Below are 21,900 nucleotides of genomic sequence, written 5' to 3'. Positions count from 1 at the left end.
TGTTCCGATGATGCCGTGGGCCGGGCGGAACGAAACGGTTCCGCGCCGGGCCGTTCGGCTCAGGCCTTTGACGTTCGGCATTTTTCGCATACCGTCACCATCCGTTGAATGAAACCCATGGGGATCACGCATGACGGCCGACGCCGGCGGAACCGCCGGGACCCGTCGCCACAGGGATCGGCCGACTGCCCATGACCCCGGAGCGGTATCGAGGAGATGTTCATGGAACAACGCCCCAACAAGGACCGGACCCGGGTTCTCTATATCGACGACGATCCGGATCTGGTCGCCATCTATCACTGTTTCTTCGAAGATTCCGATTACGAGCTGTCCACGGCGGGAAGCGCCGAAGAAGGACTTGACCTGGCCCGGGACCTTCTGCCCGCTCTGATCATCTGCGACGTGATCCTTCCCGGCATGAACGGGCTGGACTTCTGCCGGCACGTTCGAAGCGAATCGTCGCTCAGGGACGTCGTGCTCATGCTGGTCACCGGCATGGACCTGGAGTCCGGAGACATTGTTGCGGGATTTCAGGCGGGGGCCGATGAATACCTGATGAAACCCTTTTCACGGGAGGAACTTTTCGCCCGGATCAACGCCATGATGAAATCCCGGCGATTTTCCCGTGACGGTGCGACGGACGATGTGCCGCCTTCGGACGGGGATTCGGACCGTCTCCGGCGAGAGCTTGAAGACACCCGGGCCTATCTGGCCAAGGAAAAAGACGCCCTGAACGGCGCCCTCCGTCAGGTGGCGCTGATGGCCGATGAACGGGAGAGCAGCGGTCGCGAAATTGAGCGCCTGGAAGGGTGTCTGGCCCAGGATCGCCGGGCCCTGATCGATCTTTTGTCCCGGCTGATCGAGGACAGGCCCCAGTATCACCGGGGACACAGCACGGCCGTGGCCGAGACGGCGGCGTCCATGGCCCGGATGATGGGTCTTCCCGATGATCAGATCGAGGATATTCACAGTGCGGCCCGTCTTCATGAGCTGGGCCGCCTGAGTATTCCCGAGTCGCTGGCGCTCAAACGTCCCCAGGACTATACCCCGGCCGAGAAGGATCTTCTGGCCCTTCATCCGGTGGTCGGGTCGGACATGCTCCGGCGGTTCACCGGGCTCGAACGCGTGGCCCGGATGATCCGCCACATCCATGAACAGGTCAACGGCGAAGGATTCCCCGACGGCCTTGTCAAGGATCGGATTCCTTTGGGTTCCCGGATCATCGCGGCGGTCAACCTGTACGACAACCTGGTCAACCGGGGCGGGGGCATGACGGTTTCCGAGGCCCTGGACGCTCTGGACGCCCTGATCGGCGTGGTGCTTGACGCTTCGGTCATGGGAACCCTGCGGCGGTTTGTCAATCGCCACGTGCCGGATGAAACCCGCAACACCGTTGAACTTCGTCTGTACGAGGTCAAACCGGGCATGACCCTGGCCGCCGGTCTGTACACGGCCAAGGGGGCCAAACTTCTGTCGGAAAACACGGTGCTCACCGAAGACACCATCAATCAGCTGGCACGGTACAACAAAATCGATCTTCTTGACGAGACGGTCTTTGTAAAGGGATAGACGAACCATGGATATTGCCTCTTTAATCGGTGCTCTGGCGGGAACGGCCTTTGTTGCGATAACCATTCTTCTGGGAAGCAGTCTTCTGCTGTTCTGGAACCTGCCCTCGGTGATGATCGTGGTGGGCGGAACCCTGGCCTCAGCCATGATCGCCTACCCTCTCAATGATTTTTTGGGTGTCTTCAAGACCACGGTCAAGGTGTTCATGTTCAAGATCGAAAAGCCCGAGACCCTGATCAAGACCCTGGTTGAGATTTCCAACAAGGCCCGAAAGGGCGGTCTTTTGTCCATCGAGGGCGACATCAAAAGCACCGGCGACCCCTACCTGAGGCAGGCCCTCCAGATGACGGTGGACGGGGTCAAGACCTCGGATATCGCCGCGGTGATGAACAAACGGATGGAACTGACGGCCCGGGACCATAAAATCGGGTATTCGGTACTCAAATCCATGGGCGCCTACGCTCCGGCCTTCGGCATGGTGGGGACCCTCATCGGTCTGGTTCAGATGCTGGCCAACCTGGATGACCCCTCCTCCATCGGCCCCAAAATGGCCGTGGCCATGATCACCACGTTTTATGGTGCCGTCATGGCCAACCTGTTTTTCATCCCCATGGCCGACAAGCTGAAACTGAGAAGTGAAGAAGAGATCATGAACATGACCCTGCTGTTCGAAGGGGTGGTGTCCATCCGGGAAGGGGAGCATCCCCGGCTGATGGAAGACAAGCTGAACGTCTATCTCAGCGGCAATCCCCAGCCCGAGGCCCCCAAGGAAGGAGGGCAATAGACCATGGCCGACGATCTGGACCGTTCCGATGAGGCGCAGTGGATCAGCCTGTCGAGGCCCTCGCCCATTGCCGAAGACCAAGGCGGAGGCGGCGCCCCGGAATGGATGTGTACCTTTTCAGACCTGGTGACGCTTCTGATGTGCTTCTTTGTCCTTTTGTTCGCCATGAGCACCATTCAGGAGGAAACCTTCAAGGAACTGATCGAGTCGATGAAAAGCGCCCTGGGTGTCCAGCAGATTCCCGAGACGGGCACCCGGGAGGGCCTGGTCATGATGACCCAGCCCGTGCCGGACGCCAAGCAGGAACGGCAGGACAACGCCATGGACGAACTCGGCGGCATGGTCCAGAAAGAGGTGGAGGAAATCGTCAGCGACGTGAAGGAGCTGGTGATGTTCAACAAGCTGGGGGGCAAGGTCAAGGTCGAGGAAACCGATGACGGCGCCGTGATCACCATTGCGGACATGGTCCTTTTTCAGCCGGGGGAATCGGCCATTTCACCGGGCGGTCTCGAAATCATGTCCAAAATCGCCAAGGTTCTCGCCCAGTTCTCCTATCCGATCAAGGTGGCCGGCCATACGGACAACGTCCCCATTCGAACGGAAAAGTTCGCTTCCAACTGGGAGCTGTCTGCCAACCGGGCCAGTGACGTGGTCCGTTTTCTCATCAGTCAGGGTATCGATCCCGGCCTGCTGTCGGCCCAGGGTTATGCGGAATTCCGTCCCGCGGCCGACAACAAGACCGCCGCCGGTCGGGCCAAGAACCGCCGGGTCGAAATCGTCTACGAACGTGGAAACATCGCAAGGACGCTCAAAGGGGGAAGATAGGGGGGCTTCATTCTCCCCACGGACGCCTTCAGTGAAAAACGTCCTGCCGGGAACCTGTCAGGGCGTTTTTTATTGCCTGAAACATCATGGCAGTGACCCTTGATTTTATCAAGAAAGATATTGATTTTACATGCTCATCTGTGTAACATGCCACCTTTGTTTTTTTGCGGGCTTTCATGGTGGTCCCAGAGGGTGATAGGGACAGGCAGGGGGTATGACATGAAACTGGAATTGACGGAGCTGGCGGACTGTCTGAAGCTTCCGGTGTACACCGTCGAACGGTGGATCAGGCAGGGGCGCATCCCGGCACGGAAAACCGGAAACCAGTGCGTGTTCAAGCGCGTGGTTCTTGAAAAGTGGGCGGAAAAACATGAGATCCGTTTTACCCTGACGGAAACGCCCTCAAACACCGCGTCCGACGCCGGTGCCGAGGAAAGCCTTTTTCACGCGATCAGGCGGGGCGGGGTCCACGCAACGGTCGGCGGATCAACGGCCCACGGGGTTTTAGAAGATGCCGTGTCCCGTATCCCCGGGTTTACCGATGAAGACCGGTCGCTGCTCCTGTCCAAGCTGATCGAGAGGGAGAATCTGGTGTCCACGGGCATCGGCAAGGGGGTGGCCATTCCCCATCCGCGAAGCCCCCTTTCAGGTCATTCTCGTCCCCCCCTGATCGCGGTGTGCTTTCTTGACCGGCCCATTGATTTCAAGTCCCTGGACGGCAGGCCCGTGTCGGTGATGTTCGTTCTGGTGGCCCCCACGGTTCAGGCCCACCTCCATCTCCTGTCACGGATTTCATACTGCCTTCGCGATGACGATTTTGTGAATCTGCTGCACGGTTTTCCCGCCGAAGACGTGCTCCTCGAGCAGGTCCTTGCGTTTGAACGCCGTCTGGACAAGGCCGGTCAATGAAACGGCGGCCGGCCTTGAGACTGCCCGCGCGTTGGCCCGTGTTCCGGCTTGACGACCGGCTTTTGCTGATCGTTACCGGCATGTTCGTCGGCATTCTGAGCGGCCTGGCGGCCTTTCTGCTCAACCGCGGGCTGGTGTTCATGCTCGACGCCTTCCATCCTTACCGGGCTTGTGGCTGGGCCATTGTTCTGCCGGCGGCCGGGGCGGCCCTGTCCTCTCTGTTTCTATCGAAAATCGTCAACGAGGGCGCCGGTCACGGCGTTCCGGAGGTGATCTACGCCGTGTCCCGTTACGGCGGTCTCATTCGTCTGCGTTCAAGCTTTTCACGGCTGGTATCCAGCTGCCTGACCATCGGCAGCGGCGGGTCGGCCGGTCCCGAAGCGCCGGTGGTGATGAGCGGGGCATCCATCGGTTCCAACATCGCCCGTTTTTTTTCCTTTAACGATCGTCAGCGGGTGACTCTGGTCGGCTGCGGGGCCGCCGGGGCCATTTCATCGATCTTTAACGCTCCCATCGCGGGACTGGTCTTTGTCCTCGAGGTGATTCTGGGCCGATGGTCCACGGTCAATATCGTTCCCATCGCCGTGGCCTCGGTGGCGGGCACCGAGGTCAGTCGCCTTCTGTCCGGCAATCAGATCGCTTTCAGCCATCATCGGTTTCATATCGCCTTCCATGATATTGTCGCCTGTGTGGGGCTGGCCGTGGTCACGGCCCTTTTGTCCGTGCTTCTGACCCGGCTGGTGCGGCGGATGCATCATGTTTCAGGCGGCGTGCGTCTTCCCCTGTGGGTCAAGGCCGCCCTGGGCGGCTGTGCGGTGGGGGCCCTCGGGTTTTTTGTTCCCGATGTGCTGGGTGAGGGGTACCATGCCATCCGGGATATGATCGAGGGCGTATACCGGGAAGGCATGACCCTGGCCGTGACGGCCTGTCTGGCCAAGGTTCTGGCGACCTCCCTGACCCTGGGATGGGGGGGATCGGGCGGTATTTTCGCCCCCAGCCTGGTGGTGGGGAGTTTTGCCGGGCTTTCCTACCATCGGGGCCTTGCGGCTCTGTTTCCCTCGGTCCCCTTTGTGGGTGAAGGCTGTTACGCCCTCCTGGGCATGGCGGGATTTATCGGCGGCATCCTCCAGGCCCCGCTGACCGGGATTTTCCTGATCGTCGAAATCACCGGGGGGTATGAGGTGATTCTGCCCCTGATCCTGACCTCGGCTCTGTCGGCCACCCTCTGCTATTACTTTGAACCGGCTTCGTTTTACATGAAAGACCTGATCGAGCGGGGGCAGCTTCTGAGGCCGGGAACCGATGCCCGGGTTCTTTCCGATCTGAGTATCAGCGAACTTCTCGAAACGGACTGCATCCCGGTGAAACCGGACATGTCCCTGAGGGAATTCGTGAATCTGATCACCCGGTCCCGGCGAAACTATTTTCCCGTGGAAGACCCCCGGGACGGAACGTTTCTGGGGATGGTAAAATTTGACGACATCCGGCCCTACCTGTTCGACTCGATGATGTACGATGCGGTGTTTGTCGAACAGATCATGGACACGAACGTCCGGACGGCCAACACCGGGGACGATCTTTCGGACGTCTTGCGCGTGATGGATGCCCGCGGACTGTTCAGCATGCCGGTTTTGTCCAACAAGCGCTTTGTGGGCATGATTTCCAAAGCCACCCTTTTAGACCAGTATCGCAAGGAACTGATGGTTCAGACCTCCGACAGCTGATCCGGGCCTTGGGGGCCTGGGGTGTCGCAACCCTTAGGAAGAGACCATGGAAACCAGACTTTTTCATATTTTCAGGAACACGCCCCTGGGGCGGGAAACCCTTCTTCAATCCCTGTATTTCTGCGCGGTGACCCAAGCGGCACTGGTGATCTATATTCCGGAATACACGAAATTTCTGATGTATTTCGAGAACGATGTGGTTCAGGTGGACCTGGACGGTTCCTACCTGGCGGCCCCGGAAACCGCCAAAGAACATGCCCTGGAACTGACCGGGGAAGCGGGGATCGAGCCCGTTTTTTTCGTTCCGAAAAACTACACGGCATCGACGCTGCCCGACGTCCCGGCAGAGTTTGATTTCATGTGCTGCCCCAGAAGCATTTCCGATCTGTCGAGCAAGATCAGTCTGGGGCATATCGGGTCACGGGTGCGGCGTATCATTCAGTCGTCCCATTTTCCGGTTCTGGTCACCAGTCCCTGCTACAAGGAGTGGACGAGCATCACGGTGTTTTTCGGAGGGTCGGCCAACTCGGTCAAGGCCCTGGAACTGGGTCTGAGGCTGGCCCGCCGGACGGGCTTTCCCCTGGATCTGTTCACCCAGGCGGAAAAAGGCATGGGCAGGAAAGACTATATGGCCCGTGTGGCCGACGCGGGCCTCGCTACGGCCTGCGACCAGTGGGTCCGGAACTGGCGGGTCTGTGACCGGAAACGGTTCGATGAAAATCTCTATCATGTGTCCCATCGGAGTCTTCTGGTGCTCGGGGCCTATGGCCGGGGGCTGGTCAAGGACATGCTGTTTGAAAGCAAGATGGAGATCGTCCAGTCGGTGCTGTCCAACAACATGTTGATCGTGGGACCGAAATACAGAGTCAAGCGATAGGGGTCAGACCCGGTTGAGAACGACCTTGCGTTTGAGAATGGTTCCGGCGGTTTTTTCGAACTGGTCGGTGATGTCCGACACGAACAGGTCGGCGTTGCCGTTCCGGCTGACGGCACGGTCAAGGTCCGGGTGATCGATGAAAAAACGGCTGATCTTGTCGGCCACGGCCACGGAGGAATCGATAATCCTCACCCGTCTGCCGATTTTCTCCTGAATGACGGCTTTGAGCAGGGGGTAATGGGTGCAGCCGAGAATCAGGGTCTCCACCTGTCTGACCTTGAGGGGGTGCAGGTACTTTTTGACGATCATTCGGGTCTCGGGGCGATGGAACCAGCCTTCTTCGACCAGGGGAACCAGAAGGGGGCAGGGCGTTGAAAAAACGGAGGCCCCGGGGATCTGGGCTTTGATCAGCCGTTCGTAGATGCCGCTGTTGACGGTGCCCCGGGTGCCGATGACGCCGATCCGGTGCCTGGGACTCTGTCGGATGGCCATTTCCACGGCCGGGGTGATCACCTCAAAGACCGGGATATGGAATTTTTCCATCAACACTTCCGTGGCCACGCTGGATGCGGTGTTGCAGGCGATGACGATGACGGTGGCGCCGCGTTCGATGAGAAATTCCGTGTTTTCGATCGCGTATCGGATGACCGTTTCCCGGCTTTTGGAGCCGTAGGGTGTTCGGGCCGTGTCGCCGAAATAGATGAGGTCGTGGCCGGGGAGGGTGTCCATCAGGGCCCGGACCGTGGTGAGGCCGCCGATGCCTGAGTCAAAAATACCGATCATGATAAGGTAACTACTCAAAATGATGAATCAAACAGTCTGCATGACGGCCCGCCTGCCGTCGCGCAACTGATGCCATGCATAACCCAAAACACGCAAATGCACAACTGAAAGGATGATCATGGATCAACAAAACCGTCAGACCCTGATGGATCAACGTATTTTCACGCTCGGGCTGCCCGTTGAAACGGTTTCCGTCTACCTGCTCTGCACCGGTCTGGCCGATGCGGACCGGCCCCTGACCATCGATACCCTGCGCTCGGCCTGGAACGGGTCTGACGATGTCTTGTTGGAGGCGCTGTCGGTGCTTGGGGAAAAAAGCATTGTGACGGTTTCGGATCACACGTCCGGTGAATACCGGGTTCAGCCTTCACGCCGCTGGTGCTGACAGTCAGCCGGACGATCAGTCGTCGATGCCTTCCCTGTCCCGGTCAAGTCGCGAGAGTTCCTGAATCACACAGGCCGCAAGACGCTTTCGGGAGACGTCGGTCCGGATTCCGGGGCAGGCCTGGGCCATGATGTCCCAGTTGCCCGGCGCCTTCAGGATGGGTGCGATAAAGGGCCAGGCCCGGCACATCCGGGGTTTGACCGGATGGATGGTGCATTGCCTTTTTGTATCGAAAAACACGCATTTTCCCCGGTCGTCCACCCGCAGAACCGGCCGGCTTCCGGACATCTGGCAGTAGTCCAGGACAAAGGTGTCCGGGTCGGTGCCGACAAAGGAGGCGATTTTCCGGATATCTCCGGAACTCAGGTAGGTGCCGCCATAGCCGGTGCAGCATTCGCCGCATTGACGGCATTGGAAGAACTCGTCGGGATTCAAAGCGTCAGGTGTCACGTCGGGCCTCCATGGCGCGTTTCAGGGTAACCGGATCCACGTATTTCAGATCGCCGCCGATGGGAACCCCCGATGCGATGCGGGTGACCTTGACGGGAAAGGATTTCAGCTGTCTTGCAATGTAATGGGCCGTGGATTCTCCTTCCACGCTGGTTCCGGTGGCCAGGATCACTTCGGTGACGGTGCCGCTCCGGATACGTCCCATCAGCTCACTGATCCTGATATCCCGGGGGCCCATGTTGTCCATGGGCGACAACACCCCCTGAAGGATGTGATACAGCCCTTTGTACGCGCCGGATTGTTCGATGGCCGCCATGTCCGACGGTTTTTCCACCACGCAGATGATCTGCCGGTTTCGGGACGGGTGGCTGCAGACGGGGCAGAGATCGTCCTCACTGAGGGCGAAACAGCAGGAGCAGAGCCGCAGGTTGTCCTTCAGGTCCAGAATGTGTCTGGCCAGTTGCTCAGCCTCTTTCCGGGGGGCCCGGAGAACGTGAAGCGCCAGCCGTTCCGCCGTTTTCTTCCCGATGCCGGGGAGTCCGGCAAAGCTGTCGATCAGGTTCAGGACGGACCGGGGGTAGTGGTTCATGCTACATCAATCCGGGAATGTTCATACCGCCTGTGAGTTTGCCCATCTGGCTGGACACCATCTCCTGGGATTTGGTCAGGGCGTCGTTGACCGCAGCCGTGATCAGGTCCTGGAGCATGTCCACATCATCGGGATCCACCACTTCCTTTTCGATGGCAATCGACAGAATCTGCTGCTTGCCGTTGGCCACCACCTTGACCATGCCGCCGCCGGCCGTGGCTTCGACGGTCTGTTCGGCCAGTTCTTCCTGGAGTTTCATCATTTTCTGCTGAAGTTTCTGGGCCTGCTTCATCATATTGCCCATGTTGCCCATGCCTTTCATGGTCGTCCTCCTATAGTATCGTGATGTCCACGTTGCCGTCGAAGACCTTGATGGCCTCGGAAACAACGGGGTGGGTCAGGGTTTCCTGTCTGAGCTGATCGTTTCGTTCTTTTTTCTTTTGGTTGGCGTCCGCTTCGGAGTAGTCGGTTACCAGATTGAGGGTGACCGGACTGCGGAAGAATTCCCGGCAGGCCTCGGTCAGCAGGGCCTGGTTCGCCTCCTCGGTGATGCGCCGGATGTCGAAGTTGCTGCCCCCGACGGTCAGGCTGATCCGGTTTTCGGTCCATTCGGTCAGGCGGCTTCGGGACAGGCAGGCGGCCAGGGCCGGTCTGATTCCCGTGAACCAGGCGAGAAAGTTATGCCAGGTCTGATCCGGCGGCTGCCCGGGTTGGGGTGCGGGGGGCCTCTCGGGTGCAGGAGCGTCGGCCGGAGTGGGTTGGGACGGCAGGGCCGAGGCCGGAGGCTGCCCTCCCGGTGCGCCCCCGGAAGATCGGGGCGTGAATCCCGTGCGGCTTTCGCTGAAACCGCCCGCCGGGTCGGGCGATGGCGGTGCCTGCGGGGAACGGGGCGATGGATCGTCGCTCAGTCCGTCTTTCAGACGGTCCAGCTTTTCGATCAGGGCGTCGATGGACAGTGCCGGTTCCACCTGAAGCATTTTGACCAGGGTCATTTCGAGGGCGAAACGGGCCTGGGACGCATAGCGGATCCGGGATTCCTCGGCAAAAAAGAGGTCCGCGATCTGGGTCAGGTACACGGGGGAAACCCGCTGGACCTGACGCGTCATCTCGTCGAGTTCATGGGAGGACACGTCCACCAGGCGGGCGCTGTTCGACGTCATTTTGACGACCAGAAGGTTCCGCATGTGTTCGGTGAGTTTGGCGTAGAGTTTTTTCAGATCGTGGCCGCGGCTGTAAATATCGTCAACCAGGTCGAGAACCCTGGGAGTGTCGCGCTCGAGTATGGCCGAGCTCAGGTCGAAGATGTTTTTCCGGTCCACCGTGCCCAGAATTCCCAGAACCTGGTCATGGCTGACCTCTCCCATGGACGAGCTGATCACCTGGTCAAGGAGGCTCAGGGCGTCCCGAACCGACCCGCCCGCCTCCTGGGCCATCAGGTAGAGGCTTTTTTCCTCGACCGTCACCCCTTCAAGGGCGCACAGCCGTGCCAGATGGGCCGTGACCTGGTCCAGATCCACCCGGCGCATGTCGTGCCGTTGGCATCGCGACAGAATGGTGATCGGAATTTTGTGGGGCTCGGTGGTGGCGAACAGAAACTTGACATGGGCCGGAGGCTCCTCCAGGGTTTTGAGCAGGGCGTTGAAGGCGGCCAGGCTGAGCATGTGCACTTCGTCGATGATATAGATCTTGCAGGGGCTGTGGGCCGGCATGTAACGGACGTTGTCCCGAAGATCCCGGATCTGGTCCACGCTGTTGTTGGACGCCCCGTCGATTTCGAACACGTCCACCGCACTGCCCGAGGTGATTTCCATGCAGGACCGGCAGGTGTTGCAGGGCACGGCCGAGGGGGTTTCCCGGTTGGCCAGGCAGTTGATGGTTTTGGCCAGGATTCGGGCCACGGTGGTTTTGCCGGTGCCCCGGGGGCCCGAAAACAAAATGGCGTGGGCCACCCGTCCGGAGGTGACGGCATTGGCAAGGGTGGTGGTCACGTGGGACTGGCCCACCACCTCTTCAAAGGTCTGGGGTCTGTATTTTCGTGCAAGAACGAGATATGCCATGCTACCCACTTTCAGGGTCCGGCCGCGACCCACGACGGCCCGTTTCACGAAACCCCCGGCGGGCGGTTGCAACCCTTTAAAGAGGCCTCGGTGCAGTTCAGACAAAAAAACCCGGACTTCACTTGAAATCCGGGTTTATCACAGCCGCGTCACGGTACCTTATCTAACCGGATGTTTTTAAAATGGCGGAGAGAGAGAGATTCGAACTCTCGGTACCTGTTAGAGTACACACGCTTTCCAAGCGTGCTCCTTCAGCCACTCGGACATCTCTCCGCAAGAAAAAAACATATACCAGCTTCATGGTCGTTTGGCAACATCTCTTTGACCGGGCCTGAACGGACCGACCATTTCCGGCTCCGCGGCCTGACGGCCATGGAATGTGCCGAACGGGGATGAACAATATCTTTCGAGGGCGGCTTTGTCAAGCTCTGATTTATGAATTTTTTCTTGAACATAGCCTTTGATTTTAGTATCAGATGCTGACCGGACGGTTCGGGCGAAAGGGCGTGGTTCCCTCCGAAATGTGTTCGGTTGTTTGCCCCTCCGGATCGACCAGGGCGCTCCGGTCATTATCAACCTCAATCGGTGTTTAGGAAACAAAGATTATGGCGCGAATCGTCCCCTTCAGAGGGATCTTATACAATCAGGACAAGGTCGATCCGGCGGATGTGGTGGCCCCTCCCTACGATGTGATTTCGGAGGCCAAACAACAGGTGCTGTATGATCGCCATGACAAAAACGTGGTTCGGCTGATTCTCGGGAAGATGTTCGATACGGATACCCCCGGTGACAATCGGCACACCCGGGCCGCAGACTATTTTTCAGCCTGGCAGGCCGAGGGGGTTCTCGACCGGGACCTGGAACCGGCCCTGTATCTCAGTTCGGTGACCTTTCTCGTGGGGGGGAAGGCCGTGACACGTTTCGGCCTGATCACCCAGGTGATGCTGGAAACCTTCGACACGGGGGTGATTCTTCCCCATGAACAGACCTTTTCCAAGGTCAAGTCCGAGCGTTTAAGCCTGATGAAAATCTGCAAGGCCAACTTCAGCCAGATTTTTTCCATTTACTCGGACCAATGCGGCATTCTGGACGCCCTGAAACAGGCGGTCGACGGAAAAGCACCGGATATCGATCTGGTGGATGATGCCGGCGAACGCCACCGTCTGTGGAAAATCGTCGATCCCGGCGTGATCAGCTTTGTCCGGGAGCGGATGAACGACAAGAAACTGTTTATCGCCGACGGTCATCATCGCTATGAAACAGCCCTCAACTACAGGGATTTTCTGAGGGAAACCGATCCCGACTTTTCAGACAGCCATCCGGCCAACGCCATCATGATGTACCTGACCAGCATGGAAGATCCGGGATTGATCATTTTTCCCACGCACCGGCTTCTCAACCAGGTTGATCCCCGGGCCCTTGCGGCCTTTCCAGACAGAGCCGCCGAGGTGTTCGACGTGACGACGATCCCCATTGACGGGGATGTGGAACCGGCGTTCGACGCCTTCCGAAAAGCCCTCTTAGCCGATCCCCGTCGAACGACCCTGGGTGCTCTGATCAAAGGGCATCAGACCTTTTACCTGCTTTCCCTGAAAGCGGGCGTGATGGATCAGCGTTTTCCGGAGATTCCCCCGGCCCTCAGAAGCCTGGATGTCACGGTGCTGACGCATCTGGTTCTGCTGGATCTTTTGGGTCTGACCCAGACGGATCTTGATGAGGAGAAGCTGATCACCTATTCGGAAAACGATCGCCATGCCGTCGAAGCGGTGCTCGAGGGTCGTTGCGAGGCCGGGTTTATTTTGAATCCCACCCGCATGACCCAGGTTCGCGATGTGGCGGAAAGCGGCCGGACCATGCCCCGAAAAACCACGTATTTTTACCCCAAGGCACTCACCGGGCTGGTGTTCAATACCTTGAAGCCCTGATCGATCCGGCCCGTCCCGATTCGCCGGACGGGCCGGTTTATCCCTGCATTCAAGTTATTCCGGACGCGGACCGATAAACATTAGTGCGTGATGACGCTGGTCAAGAACCCCTTGATGAGAAAGGTTGGCAGCGATGAGCCCATATCCCGGACCGTCGACAAATCTGATGGTTCTCTCGCTTCTTTTGCTTTGCGCGGCGATGGTGGCCTACGGGCTGTTTCGCCTGTACAGAATCACATCGGCCGCCCGGCATCGCGACTCCGATCCCGTGTCCATGCAGATGCTTCTGGAAGGCATCCGTGAGGCGACCCGCTCCAAAGACGAGACGCCCGGTACCGCCCTTTCCGATGAGGTGCTGAAAACCTTTTACGAAGACGTGAATCCGCCGGACCAGCGGTATCTCCACTGACCGTTTCCCGCCCTCGAGGTCTTACCCTACATGCATTTCAACGAGGCGAAGTGACGGTTTTTCAGGTTGATCACCGGCAGCTTTTCCGTTCGCTTTTTTTGAACCCCCACATCATAGCAGTTCTCTTCTCCCGCATCCGAGGCGGCATGACACCACTTCACCCGGGCCGTGCAGGAGTCTATCCGGTGGTCGCCGAGATCCAGCCGATTGAAGTTGATCATCTTCGCTTCGATCTCCGTTCCCGGTTCCAGCTTTTTCCGGGTCTGGAAACAGAACCCGTCGGCGCTTGAATTTTTCATGACGCCGCCGAACAGCGTCCTCTCGACCATGCCCTGGGGAGACAGGGGCAGAGCCTGGGTGGGGGAGGCCACCGGCGGCAGATCATCGGGGACGAACGTAAAGGGAATGGTGATTTTTTTTCGCTGATAAAGCCTGTTGGATGTGATCATATCGAAAACCTCCTTGTTGCATGTGGTTCGATAAAACGATCCGCATCCGGCCGTGCGTCAAGAGGAACGACTGCCGCGGGTCAACGGGACGGGTGGGGCGATGGATGATGTCGGCGAGTTGGAGGTCGGCCGGGGCTTGGATTGTACGGTTGCTTAAGATTATAGCCAAGGCGGGGGTGAAAGTCAAAAAATAAAACCGGAGGAGAACGGTCGGTCGGGGGGCAGGAAGGGGGGCAGCCCCCCTTCCTTTCGGTGACCGATTATTCGTTGATGGTGTATGTGCCTTTCAGGGCATAGACCTTGTTTTCATAAATGGACAGGAACCGTGCCTCGTTGGGGACGGGACTCTTGATCATTGAAAGGCAGTACTCTTTCTGGGCGTCGGTGTTGCTGGGTTTGGAAAAAAGAGCCAGGGCGTATTTCGAGAAGTCCCGGACCATGAAGTCGAAGATTTCATCGAGCAGATCGTCCTCGATGCCGAACATCCGGCTGCTTTCGATGATCAACTGTCCGTAGGCCACCAGGGTGAACACGTCGCCCACGGCCAGCAGGTAGTCGATGTCCCGGCTCTGCTGTTTGTCGGGCGTGGCTTTGGCCAGAAAGGTCTTAAAGGCCTTGATCTGTTCCTTGAAGGTGTTGACGTTGGGCAGATCCACGCTGTCGTATGCGATGGCATAGTCGTGAAACCGGATTTTCCCCAGACCGCTGGTGGGACCCTGGTTGAACAGGAAACTGTCGTCGGCGATGTCGTCACGGCGCGGGACCTCCGGGTACTCGGCCGGGTTGAAGAAATAGTTCTGCATGAACTTGACGATGAGGGCCATGTTCACATGGACCGTGCCTTCGAGTTTGGGCAGCATGCGGATCTCGTGGGCCGCGATTTCAAAAAACGGTTCTTTTTCGAAGCCTTTGGCGGCGATGACATCCCAGAGCAGGTTGATCACTTCCTCGCCCTGGCAGGTGACTTTCATTTTGACCATGGGGTTGAACAGAAGGTAGCGGCGGTCGTTCGGGCCGGCCGTGCGCATGTAGTCACTGGCCCGTTCGGCGAAGAGCTTCATGGCGGTCAGTCGGCAGTAGGCGTCGGTGAGCAGGCGTTTGACATGGGGGAAATCCGTCACGTATTTGCCGTAAACAAAGCGTCCGGCCGCATGGTCGACGGCTTCGTACATGGCATGGGTGCACAGGCCGATGGCTCCCCAGCCCAGGTTGAACTTGCAGATGTTGATGGTGTTGAGCATGTCGTCCCAGGCCTTGGGCCCTTTTTCCAGGATGTCGGCGTCGGTGATCGGGTAATCGTGGAGGGCGTATTCGGAAACGTAGTTCTGCTCGTGGACCACGTTCTTGACGCATTCGTAATTCGGATGTTTGGAATCCACAACGAACCAGACGTAATCACCGGTGTCGGACATCTTGGCGAAGGTGGACACCAGGGCCGCCTCGTTGCCGTTGCCGATGTAATATTTGTCGCCGTTTGCCGCATACGTGCCGTCACCCTTGGGGGTCAGCATCATGTCGGTTGAGTAGATGTCGGCGCCGTGTTCCTTTTCGGACAGGCCGAAGGCGAACACCCCGCCTTCGCGGAGCAGCTTGGCGGTCTTGTGCTTGACCTCTTCGTTGGAACCCAGGAAAATCGGGCCCAGGCCCAGCATGGACACCTGGAAGGTGTACCAGTAGGTGATGCCGTAAAACGCCGTGATTTCGGCGAACTCGCAGATTCGGTAGGTGTCCCAGCGTGAATCCTCGGCACCGTATCCCGACGGGGTCATCAAGGTTGCCAGGATGTTTTCTTTTTTGAGAAACTCGACAAAATCATAATTCCACACTTTTTCGTGATAATCCTGCTTGATTTTTTTCAGCCCTTTGCTTTCAAGAAAGGCGATGGTTTTCAGCATGATATCTCTGGACTTCTCGTCCCGGTAGGGGCGGCTGTGCCGGTTGGGGTTCAAAAGCATGGGGCATCCTCCGTTTCAAAAAATAATGATTAATCAGTCCGTTTCTTTCAGGGCATGGTCACGGTGTTTGCGTTTGGATAAAATGCGTATCGTGAATTTCATGCGCCGGATGTGTAAAATAAATGAATCGTCAGTCAAAATTTATGAAAATATACCGATCAGCTTTTTAAAAATCAAGAATTTTATTGAAATTTTAATGTCGATATGATGGGTTATAGGACTTTAAAAGGCTTGAACCGACGTTCCGATCATTCGAATGACACAGGATGAAGGATGGCTGTATGGCCCAGACACGGCGCCAAAAATCACACGCACAGATGAAAATCGGAGAGCTCGCCCGGCTGACCGGAGTCAGCGCCTCCACGCTTTACGAGTATCTGAGATCGGGACTGCTGCCTGCGCCCGCGAAGGAAAGTCCCACCAAGGCCTATTTTACCGAGGACCACGTCCAGCGGATCAGCCGGATTCGTCAGTTGAAGGAGCAGGGCCTGTCAAAGGCCGAAATCCTGGCGCGATTCTCTCCCGAAGGCCGGTCCGCAGCCGAAAGCTCGGATGCCGTCGATGAGATCCGTCTGGCCATCATCGACAAGGCTCTTGAGCTTTTTTCAACCTATCATTATGAAAATACACGGATCAGTGACATCACCCAGGCCCTGAACATGGGAAACGGCACCTTCTACCGATACTTCAACAGCAAGGAAGACTTGTTCCTGGGATGCCTCGACCGGCTGCCCAAGGTGCTGGTGCCCCGGGACGCCTGGGCCGAGGTGGAGAAGGAAACGGATTACATCCAGCGCTTGAAAAAACGCGGCTACGCCATGCTCAACGCCTTTCCAAGCTACATCGGTATTCTCAACTACGCCAAGCTGGCCCTGGGCGGTCCGGACAAGACTCTGGCGGCCAAGGCCGCCGAGTGCCTGGCCAACCTGGTCCGTCCGCTGATGAGGGATCTGAAGCATGCCGTGGCCGAAGGACGGGTCCGGGACGTGGACGCCGAAATGGTGTCCTATTTGCTCCTGGGCATCAACGAAACCTTTGGCTATCTGCTGCTGATCGATCCCCGGCGATCGGTGGAAAAGGGCTTCGCCGTCATCGAGGATTTCATCACCCACGCCCTTACGCCGTCACCCCTTCCCCAAACGGCAAAGAGCGTCAATGCCGAACTGACCGATCGGAACGGTCATCGTTTGAGCATCGACAACCTGACCTGGGGCGCGGATGATGCCGTCACGGGATCCTTTCTGGAAGGCGAACTGCGGATCCCCCTCAGCGAGATGGCACACCTCACCCTGTGCCCCACGCCGACGACCCTCGAAGCCGACATCCGTCTGCGCAACGGCAACCAGCCCCTATTGACCATCGATCCGAATATCGCCTTTTCCGGTCTTTGCCCCTTCGGCCTTTTCTCCATCCCGGGCCGCAATGTCCGCCGCATCGATTTCACCGGGGCTGTGTAGGCTTCCGCCCTACCATAGTGCACCGTTGCGTGTTCCATAATTTGACTGCCCCTTTTTTAGATGATCTTTGATCTTGTCAATGAGGGGCTTATACGTTATGAGCTATCGGTGTGAACGGAGTGATCACATCTCGGGCGAAAAAGGCCGGTTTTTCTTCATATTATCTGAGACAGGGTTCAGGCGACGACAGGGTGGGGTTCTTCATGCCGTTGAAATGGGTACGTTTGATCGCGTTGATCATCATGGTGGGTTGGGTGATCGTTTTGCCGGAAACGGCGAGGGCCAAGCGGGTGTATTATGGTGCTGACGGCACGCCTCTGGTCGACAATGCCGCACCGGGTGACGGAACGCCTCTGGACACTGGGGCCTCGGTGCCCCTGACCCGGGCCGAGCGTATGGCCCGGGATGCGGCGGCCGCGGCGGCCGCAGGCTATGCCCTCGGCCAGACGGTCAAGGTGGAAAAAGGCATCATATACAAACTGGCCCGAGATCCGAACACCGGCGCCTACACCTTCAAGCTGTACCGGCGGGTGGTCAAGACGAAACCGTCCGGGGCGTCCCCGATGACGCCGCCGTCAGCAAAGGATACGGAAAAGCAGCGTCGGGAAGCCCGGATCAGGGAATCCCGACGTCAAGCGATCGCGGCCGCCGAGGCGACACGGGTTCGTGAGGCCAAGCGGCAAGAGGAAGAAGCCGGGCTTGAACGCGAACGTCTGGAACAGGATCGGATTGAGCGCCGGCGTCTGGAAAAAAAGGCCGCCGAAGAAGCGATGGCCCGTGCCGAAGAGAAGCGGAAACAGGAAACGATTCGACAGGCGCGTATCGCCGCCGAAGATGCGGCCATTCGCAAGGCGGAAGCGGATGCCCTGATGCGGGAGCAGAAAAAAACGTCCGCTCATCGGGGACGCCGGCCGGGAACGTCCGGACGGATTGTCGAACGCGGCCGCCTGGCCCTTTCTGTGGAACATGGTTTTTTCAACCGGGAAACGGTACTGAAACACAGAACGGTGACGACGGCCGGCGGAACGGTAGACGATACCGGCGGGGTGGGCGTCAAGGATATTTTCTACACCGATGTGCACAGTGATATGCTGATCCTTCGCTACGGCATTCCGGGACGGATTGAGGTTTTTGCCGAAGCCGGGGCGGTGTTTGAAACGCTCGACGAGGTATCGTCCATGGAGCCGGCCTGGGCCGCGGGTGTTCGCGCCGCCCTGTTCCGTTATGATCTGCAACCCCATGCAGGATTGTTTGTGAATGGATCGGGCCGGTATTATGCCGGTAGCGTTTCGGGGCGTTTTACCGATGCCTACGGCTTTACCTATGACAAAACGTCGGAGTTCTCGGAAATCGAAGCCGGGATCGAGGCCGGTGTTCATTTTCATAATCTGACCGTGTATTCAGGGCTGGCCTGGGCCGCCTACACCGAGGATACGGTGAAAATCCAGAGTCCGGTTCAGCCGGACGGGACCCGTCTCAATGATCGTCTGGAAGAACAGAGCCCGTTTATCGTCAAGGCCGGTGCGGAATATCGCTTTTTTACGGCGTTTTCGTTCTACCTCGAAGCCTGTGTCCTGAACAGGGAAGGCCTTCTGGCCGGAATCTCCTGCCTGTTCTGATTTTCCTCTCTTGTTTTGACATTTCCCGGCGTCGGGCTTAGTATAGACGATTGCCGGGAGGGCCCGTGCGAATCGATCAACCCTTTGCTGGACGGATACGATGAGACGAAAAAACAGAGACCATCTGAGTCTTCTTTGTGATATCGGAGAGTTGGCAGATCTTCTGACCGGAAGTGAGAATATTTTCACCTTTCTCCAGCGCACCGTTGAAATGGTGGCGCGCCATCTGGACGCCCATGTCTGCTCCATCTATCTTTACGAACACGGCAGTCAGGATCTTGTTCTGGCGGCCACGGTGGGGCTGAATCCCCAGGCGGTTGGAAAAATCCGCATGAAACTGGGCGAGGGACTGGTGGGCACCACCCTGGCCTTGCGAAAACCCCTTGCCGTCGACAAGGCCACGTCCGATTCCAACTTCAAATATTTCAAGGAGGCCGACGAGGACCGGTTCGAATCCTTTCTGGCCGTGCCCATTCAGCGGGGTGAAGAGAAGATCGGGGTTCTGGTGGTCCAGCATGAGCGTGAAAGTTTTTTTCTGCAGAGCGATATCGACGCCCTTCGGGCCTCGGCCTCTCAGCTGGCCGGTTCCATCGAAAGCGCCCGCCTGATGATGGAACTGGACTTGAGTCATAATAAGGAAGAGGGCCATCTCGATCTGACGGACCTGAAACTGATCCGGGGGGAAACCGCCTCTGCGGGTTATGCCTATGCTCCCGTGGTCGTGTACAAGAAAACCCAGGGGTTTCTCCTGTCCGATGCCGCAGCCCGTGACGAGGATGCCGGATATTCCCTTGACGATTTTCGTGAAGCCGTCAGTCAGACCAGCCAGCAGCTCAAGGAGATGGAAACGGCCTTTGTCGAACGTCTGCCGGAAAGCGCCTCGCTGATTTTCACGGCCCATTTCATGATTCTCAAGGATCCCAGCTTCGTCACGAAAATGGTCAACCTGATCGAAGACGGGATGAACCCCCCGGATGCCATCCGAACCGTGGCCAACATGTATATCCGGATTTTTTCATCAAGCCCCCACGCCTACATGCAGGAAAAGGCCAATGATGTGGAAGATCTGGGGGGACGGATTTTAAGGAACCTGATCCAGAAAAACAGCCGGGAACCCAGCATCGGCCAGAAGCGCATCGTCATTTCCAAGGAACTGTTTCCGTCCGATGTGATGAAGTTGGCCTCAGACGAGGTGCAGGCCATCATCCTGGTGGGCGGCGGGATCACCTCTCACATTTCCATCCTGGCCCGATCCCTCGACATCCCGCTGGTGATCACCGACAACAAGGAACTGCTTCATCTGCCCGGCGGAACCATGGCCATCGTGGACGCCGACGTGGGCAATATCTATATCGATCCGGCCCCCGAAGTGGTCCGGACCCATGAGGAACGCCAGAAGACCCGGAAGACGGCGGTTTCCGTTCAGAGCGCTATGCTTGATGAGACCCGGACCCGTGACGGGGAGCGGGTCTGTCTTCTGGCCAACATCAACCTGCTTTCCGAGGTCCGCCTGTCCCTGGCCCTCAAGGCCGAGGGCGTTGGGCTTTACCGGACCGAATTTCCCTTTCTGGTCCGGTCGAATTTTCCCACCGAGGAAGAACAGTATGTGGTCTACCGCAAGCTGCTCGATCAGATGGAAAACCGCCCGGTGACCATAAGGACCCTGGATGCGGGCGGAGATAAAATTTTGGCGTATTCGGATGTCGTCGATGAGGATAATCCGGCCCTGGGTCTGCGATCCATCCGATTTTCCCTGAAGATGAAAGAGGTGTTCGTTCAGCAGATTCGGGCAATTCTGAGAGCCGGGGCCGGCAGAAAGAATCTTAGGATCATGTTTCCCATGATTTCATCCCTCGATGAGTTTTCCCAGGCTCGGAGCGTGGTTGAGGAGAGCATGGCCGGGTTGACCGCTGAAGGGCTTGATTTCCATCCGAATCCTGAGGTCGGCATGATGGTTGAATTGCCCGCCGTCATTGAAACCATTGATGAGTTTGCCCGGGCGGCCGATTTCTTTTCCATCGGGACCAATGATTTCGTGCAGTACATGCTGGCCGTGGATCGCGGTAACAAACGGGTGGCGGAATACTTCTGTCCTTATCACCCCTCGGTGCTCCGGGCCCTTTCCAAAATCGCCCGGGCCGGTGAAACGGCCGGGATCGATGTGTCGGTCTGCGGTGAAATGGCCCATGAAGCCGAGTACATCCCCTTTCTGCTGGGTATCGGTATCCGCAGCCTCAGCGTTAACGCCAAGGATCTTCCCGCCGTCCAGGCCCGGATAACCGGGTTGTCCATGGCCGATGCCCGGGAGCATGCCGAGAAGCTGCTCGCCGAAACCACGCTTTCCGGCGCCAGGCGGGTGCTGGAAAGCTTCGACCGTGGAACAGCGGAATAAAAAAACATAATGTGTGGAAGGAAATACGTGACGATGAAAAAGAAAGAGATGCTGCTGTGTGTGAATGCGGCGCTTTTGCTCACGGGTTCGCTGCTTGCCCTGACCGGTTTGATCAACGGTTTGATTTTGCCCAAGGGATATGAAACCGGCAGCAAGGCCCTGATCAGTTTCAGACACGCTCTGGTGGATGTCCATTTCTGGGCCGGGCTGCTGTTTATTATTCTTGTGGGCGTTCACCTCTGGCTGCACAAGGAGTATGTGGTGCAAAACTGGAAAAAATACATCCGCCGCACGCCGTGACGCCTATGCCGACAGATCTTTATTTTGCCGGATCGATCCGGGGCGGGCGCGACGATGCCGCCTTTTACCATGATATCATCGCCTGCCTTGGTGCCTGGGGAACGGTTCTCACCGAGCATGTGGGTGATCCGGCCCTGACCGACCAGGGCGACGACGGTCCCGACGATGCCTTCATTTATCATCGGGATATGGCCTGGCTGGCCCGGAGCAGGGCGGTTATCGCCGAGGTGACCCAGCCGTCACTGGGCGTGGGCTTCGAACTGGGAACGGCCGTGGCTCTGGGCAAGCCGATTCTGGCCTTGTATCGTCCTTCTTCGGTGAGGCCTCTGTCGGCCATGATCGGCGGTTGCCCGTCCATCGACGTGGTTTCATACCGCAGTATTGACGAGGCCACAGAAGCGATCCGTCGATTCCTCTCCGCCCTGATCGCCAAGGAATAATC

The 21,900-nt window shown here is 57.9% G+C and carries 21 protein-coding genes and 1 tRNA gene; 14 read left to right on the top strand and 8 right to left on the bottom strand.

Annotated elements, in window-relative coordinates:
* Positions 1-222: 222 nt before the first annotated feature.
* From ACYQ11_RS17910 to ACYQ11_RS17885, 6 genes are all read left to right on the top strand, one after another.
* On the top strand, positions 223-1,569 hold the full coding sequence (locus ACYQ11_RS17910) for an HD domain-containing phosphohydrolase (RefSeq protein ID WP_459925183.1): 1,347 nt from the start codon (positions 223-225) through the stop codon (positions 1,567-1,569).
* Positions 1,570-1,576: 7 nt separating this feature from the next.
* Positions 1,577-2,353 (top strand): motility protein A, encoded by a 777-nt coding sequence (locus ACYQ11_RS17905; RefSeq protein WP_459925182.1) that lies wholly within the window; start codon positions 1,577-1,579, stop codon positions 2,351-2,353.
* Positions 2,354-2,356: 3 nt separating this feature from the next.
* Positions 2,357-3,178, top strand: coding sequence for an OmpA/MotB family protein (locus ACYQ11_RS17900; RefSeq protein WP_459925181.1), 822 nt, complete (start codon positions 2,357-2,359; stop codon positions 3,176-3,178).
* Between the two features lie 219 nt (positions 3,179-3,397).
* Positions 3,398-4,087 carry a PTS sugar transporter subunit IIA gene (locus ACYQ11_RS17895; RefSeq protein ID WP_459925180.1) on the top strand — a complete coding sequence of 230 codons (690 nt, stop codon included), beginning with the start codon at positions 3,398-3,400 and terminating at the stop codon, positions 4,085-4,087.
* The gene (locus tag ACYQ11_RS17890) at positions 4,084-5,811 is read left to right on the top strand and encodes a chloride channel protein (RefSeq protein ID WP_459925179.1); all 1,728 of its coding nucleotides are present in this window, start codon (positions 4,084-4,086) and stop codon (positions 5,809-5,811) included. Before ACYQ11_RS17895 ends, ACYQ11_RS17890 begins: the two co-directional genes overlap by 4 nt.
* Before the next feature lie 46 nt (positions 5,812-5,857).
* Entirely contained in the window at positions 5,858-6,688 is an 831-nt protein-coding gene (locus tag ACYQ11_RS17885; protein WP_459925178.1) for a universal stress protein, read from the top strand.
* 3 nt (positions 6,689-6,691) lie between these two features.
* Here the strand turns inward: ACYQ11_RS17885 and murI are convergent, their stop codons facing one another.
* Entirely contained in the window at positions 6,692-7,489 is a 798-nt protein-coding gene (gene murI, locus ACYQ11_RS17880) for a glutamate racemase (RefSeq protein ID WP_459925177.1), read from the bottom strand.
* Between the two features lie 100 nt (positions 7,490-7,589).
* Between murI and ACYQ11_RS17875 the strand changes: the two genes are divergently transcribed.
* Positions 7,590-7,856, top strand: coding sequence for a hypothetical protein (locus ACYQ11_RS17875; RefSeq protein ID WP_459925176.1), 267 nt, complete (start codon positions 7,590-7,592; stop codon positions 7,854-7,856).
* Positions 7,857-7,871: 15 nt separating this feature from the next.
* On the opposite strand, the gene ACYQ11_RS17870 is transcribed toward ACYQ11_RS17875, so the two are convergent.
* The 5 genes from ACYQ11_RS17870 to ACYQ11_RS17850 all read right to left on the bottom strand — a co-directional run bounded on the left by ACYQ11_RS17870 (position 7,872) and on the right by ACYQ11_RS17850 (position 11,225).
* Positions 7,872-8,306: a YkgJ family cysteine cluster protein gene (locus ACYQ11_RS17870; RefSeq protein ID WP_459925175.1), complete on the bottom strand. Its 435-nt coding sequence runs from the start codon at positions 8,304-8,306 to the stop codon at positions 7,872-7,874.
* Positions 8,296-8,895, bottom strand: coding sequence for a recombination mediator RecR (gene recR / locus ACYQ11_RS17865; RefSeq protein ID WP_459925174.1), 600 nt, complete (start codon positions 8,893-8,895; stop codon positions 8,296-8,298). The genes ACYQ11_RS17870 and recR overlap by 11 nt, the downstream gene beginning before the upstream one ends.
* Position 8,896: 1 nt before the next feature.
* Positions 8,897-9,208: a YbaB/EbfC family nucleoid-associated protein gene (locus tag ACYQ11_RS17860; RefSeq protein ID WP_459925192.1), complete on the bottom strand. Its 312-nt coding sequence runs from the start codon at positions 9,206-9,208 to the stop codon at positions 8,897-8,899.
* 19 nt (positions 9,209-9,227) lie between these two features.
* Entirely contained in the window at positions 9,228-10,952 is a 1,725-nt protein-coding gene (gene dnaX, locus ACYQ11_RS17855; protein ID WP_459925173.1) for a DNA polymerase III subunit gamma/tau, read from the bottom strand.
* Positions 10,953-11,135: 183 nt separating this feature from the next.
* Positions 11,136-11,225, bottom strand: a tRNA-Ser gene (locus tag ACYQ11_RS17850).
* A 332-nt stretch (positions 11,226-11,557) separates the two neighbouring features.
* On the opposite strand from ACYQ11_RS17850, the gene ACYQ11_RS17845 reads away from it, so the two are divergent.
* Complete coding sequence (locus ACYQ11_RS17845; RefSeq protein WP_459925172.1) at positions 11,558-12,877, top strand: DUF1015 domain-containing protein; 1,320 nt, start codon at positions 11,558-11,560, stop codon at positions 12,875-12,877.
* Between the two features lie 133 nt (positions 12,878-13,010).
* Positions 13,011-13,286, top strand: a complete 276-nt coding sequence (locus ACYQ11_RS17840; protein WP_459925171.1) for a hypothetical protein — start codon at positions 13,011-13,013, stop codon at positions 13,284-13,286.
* 26 nt (positions 13,287-13,312) lie between these two features.
* Here ACYQ11_RS17840 and ACYQ11_RS17835 read toward each other — a convergent pair whose 3' ends face one another.
* Both ACYQ11_RS17835 and ACYQ11_RS17830 read right to left on the bottom strand, forming a co-directional pair.
* Positions 13,313-13,735: a hypothetical protein gene (locus ACYQ11_RS17835; RefSeq protein WP_459925170.1), complete on the bottom strand. Its 423-nt coding sequence runs from the start codon at positions 13,733-13,735 to the stop codon at positions 13,313-13,315.
* A gap of 260 nt (positions 13,736-13,995) precedes the next feature.
* Positions 13,996-15,690, bottom strand: a complete 1,695-nt coding sequence (locus ACYQ11_RS17830; RefSeq protein ID WP_459925169.1) for an acyl-CoA dehydrogenase family protein — start codon at positions 15,688-15,690, stop codon at positions 13,996-13,998.
* Positions 15,691-15,971: 281 nt separating this feature from the next.
* Between ACYQ11_RS17830 and ACYQ11_RS17825 the strand changes: the two genes are divergently transcribed.
* From ACYQ11_RS17825 to ACYQ11_RS17805, 5 genes are all read left to right on the top strand, one after another.
* Entirely contained in the window at positions 15,972-17,147 is a 1,176-nt protein-coding gene (locus tag ACYQ11_RS17825) for a MerR family transcriptional regulator (RefSeq protein ID WP_459925168.1), read from the top strand.
* A gap of 203 nt (positions 17,148-17,350) precedes the next feature.
* A complete protein-coding gene (locus tag ACYQ11_RS17820; RefSeq protein WP_459925167.1) occupies positions 17,351-18,766 on the top strand; it encodes a hypothetical protein in 1,416 nt (471 codons plus the stop codon).
* A 100-nt stretch (positions 18,767-18,866) separates the two neighbouring features.
* The gene (gene ptsP, locus ACYQ11_RS17815; RefSeq protein ID WP_459925166.1) at positions 18,867-21,158 is read left to right on the top strand and encodes a phosphoenolpyruvate--protein phosphotransferase; all 2,292 of its coding nucleotides are present in this window, start codon (positions 18,867-18,869) and stop codon (positions 21,156-21,158) included.
* 33 nt (positions 21,159-21,191) lie between these two features.
* A complete protein-coding gene (locus tag ACYQ11_RS17810; protein WP_459925165.1) occupies positions 21,192-21,458 on the top strand; it encodes a DUF4405 domain-containing protein in 267 nt (88 codons plus the stop codon).
* Between the two features lie 5 nt (positions 21,459-21,463).
* Complete coding sequence (locus ACYQ11_RS17805) at positions 21,464-21,898, top strand: nucleoside 2-deoxyribosyltransferase (protein ID WP_459925164.1); 435 nt, start codon at positions 21,464-21,466, stop codon at positions 21,896-21,898.
* The last annotated feature ends 2 nt before the right edge of the window (positions 21,899-21,900 follow it).

This window comes from Desulfatiferula olefinivorans (assembly GCF_054657895.1).
The sequence above is the reverse complement of the archived record's forward strand: the minus strand, read 5'-3'. Positions and strand labels throughout refer to the sequence as shown.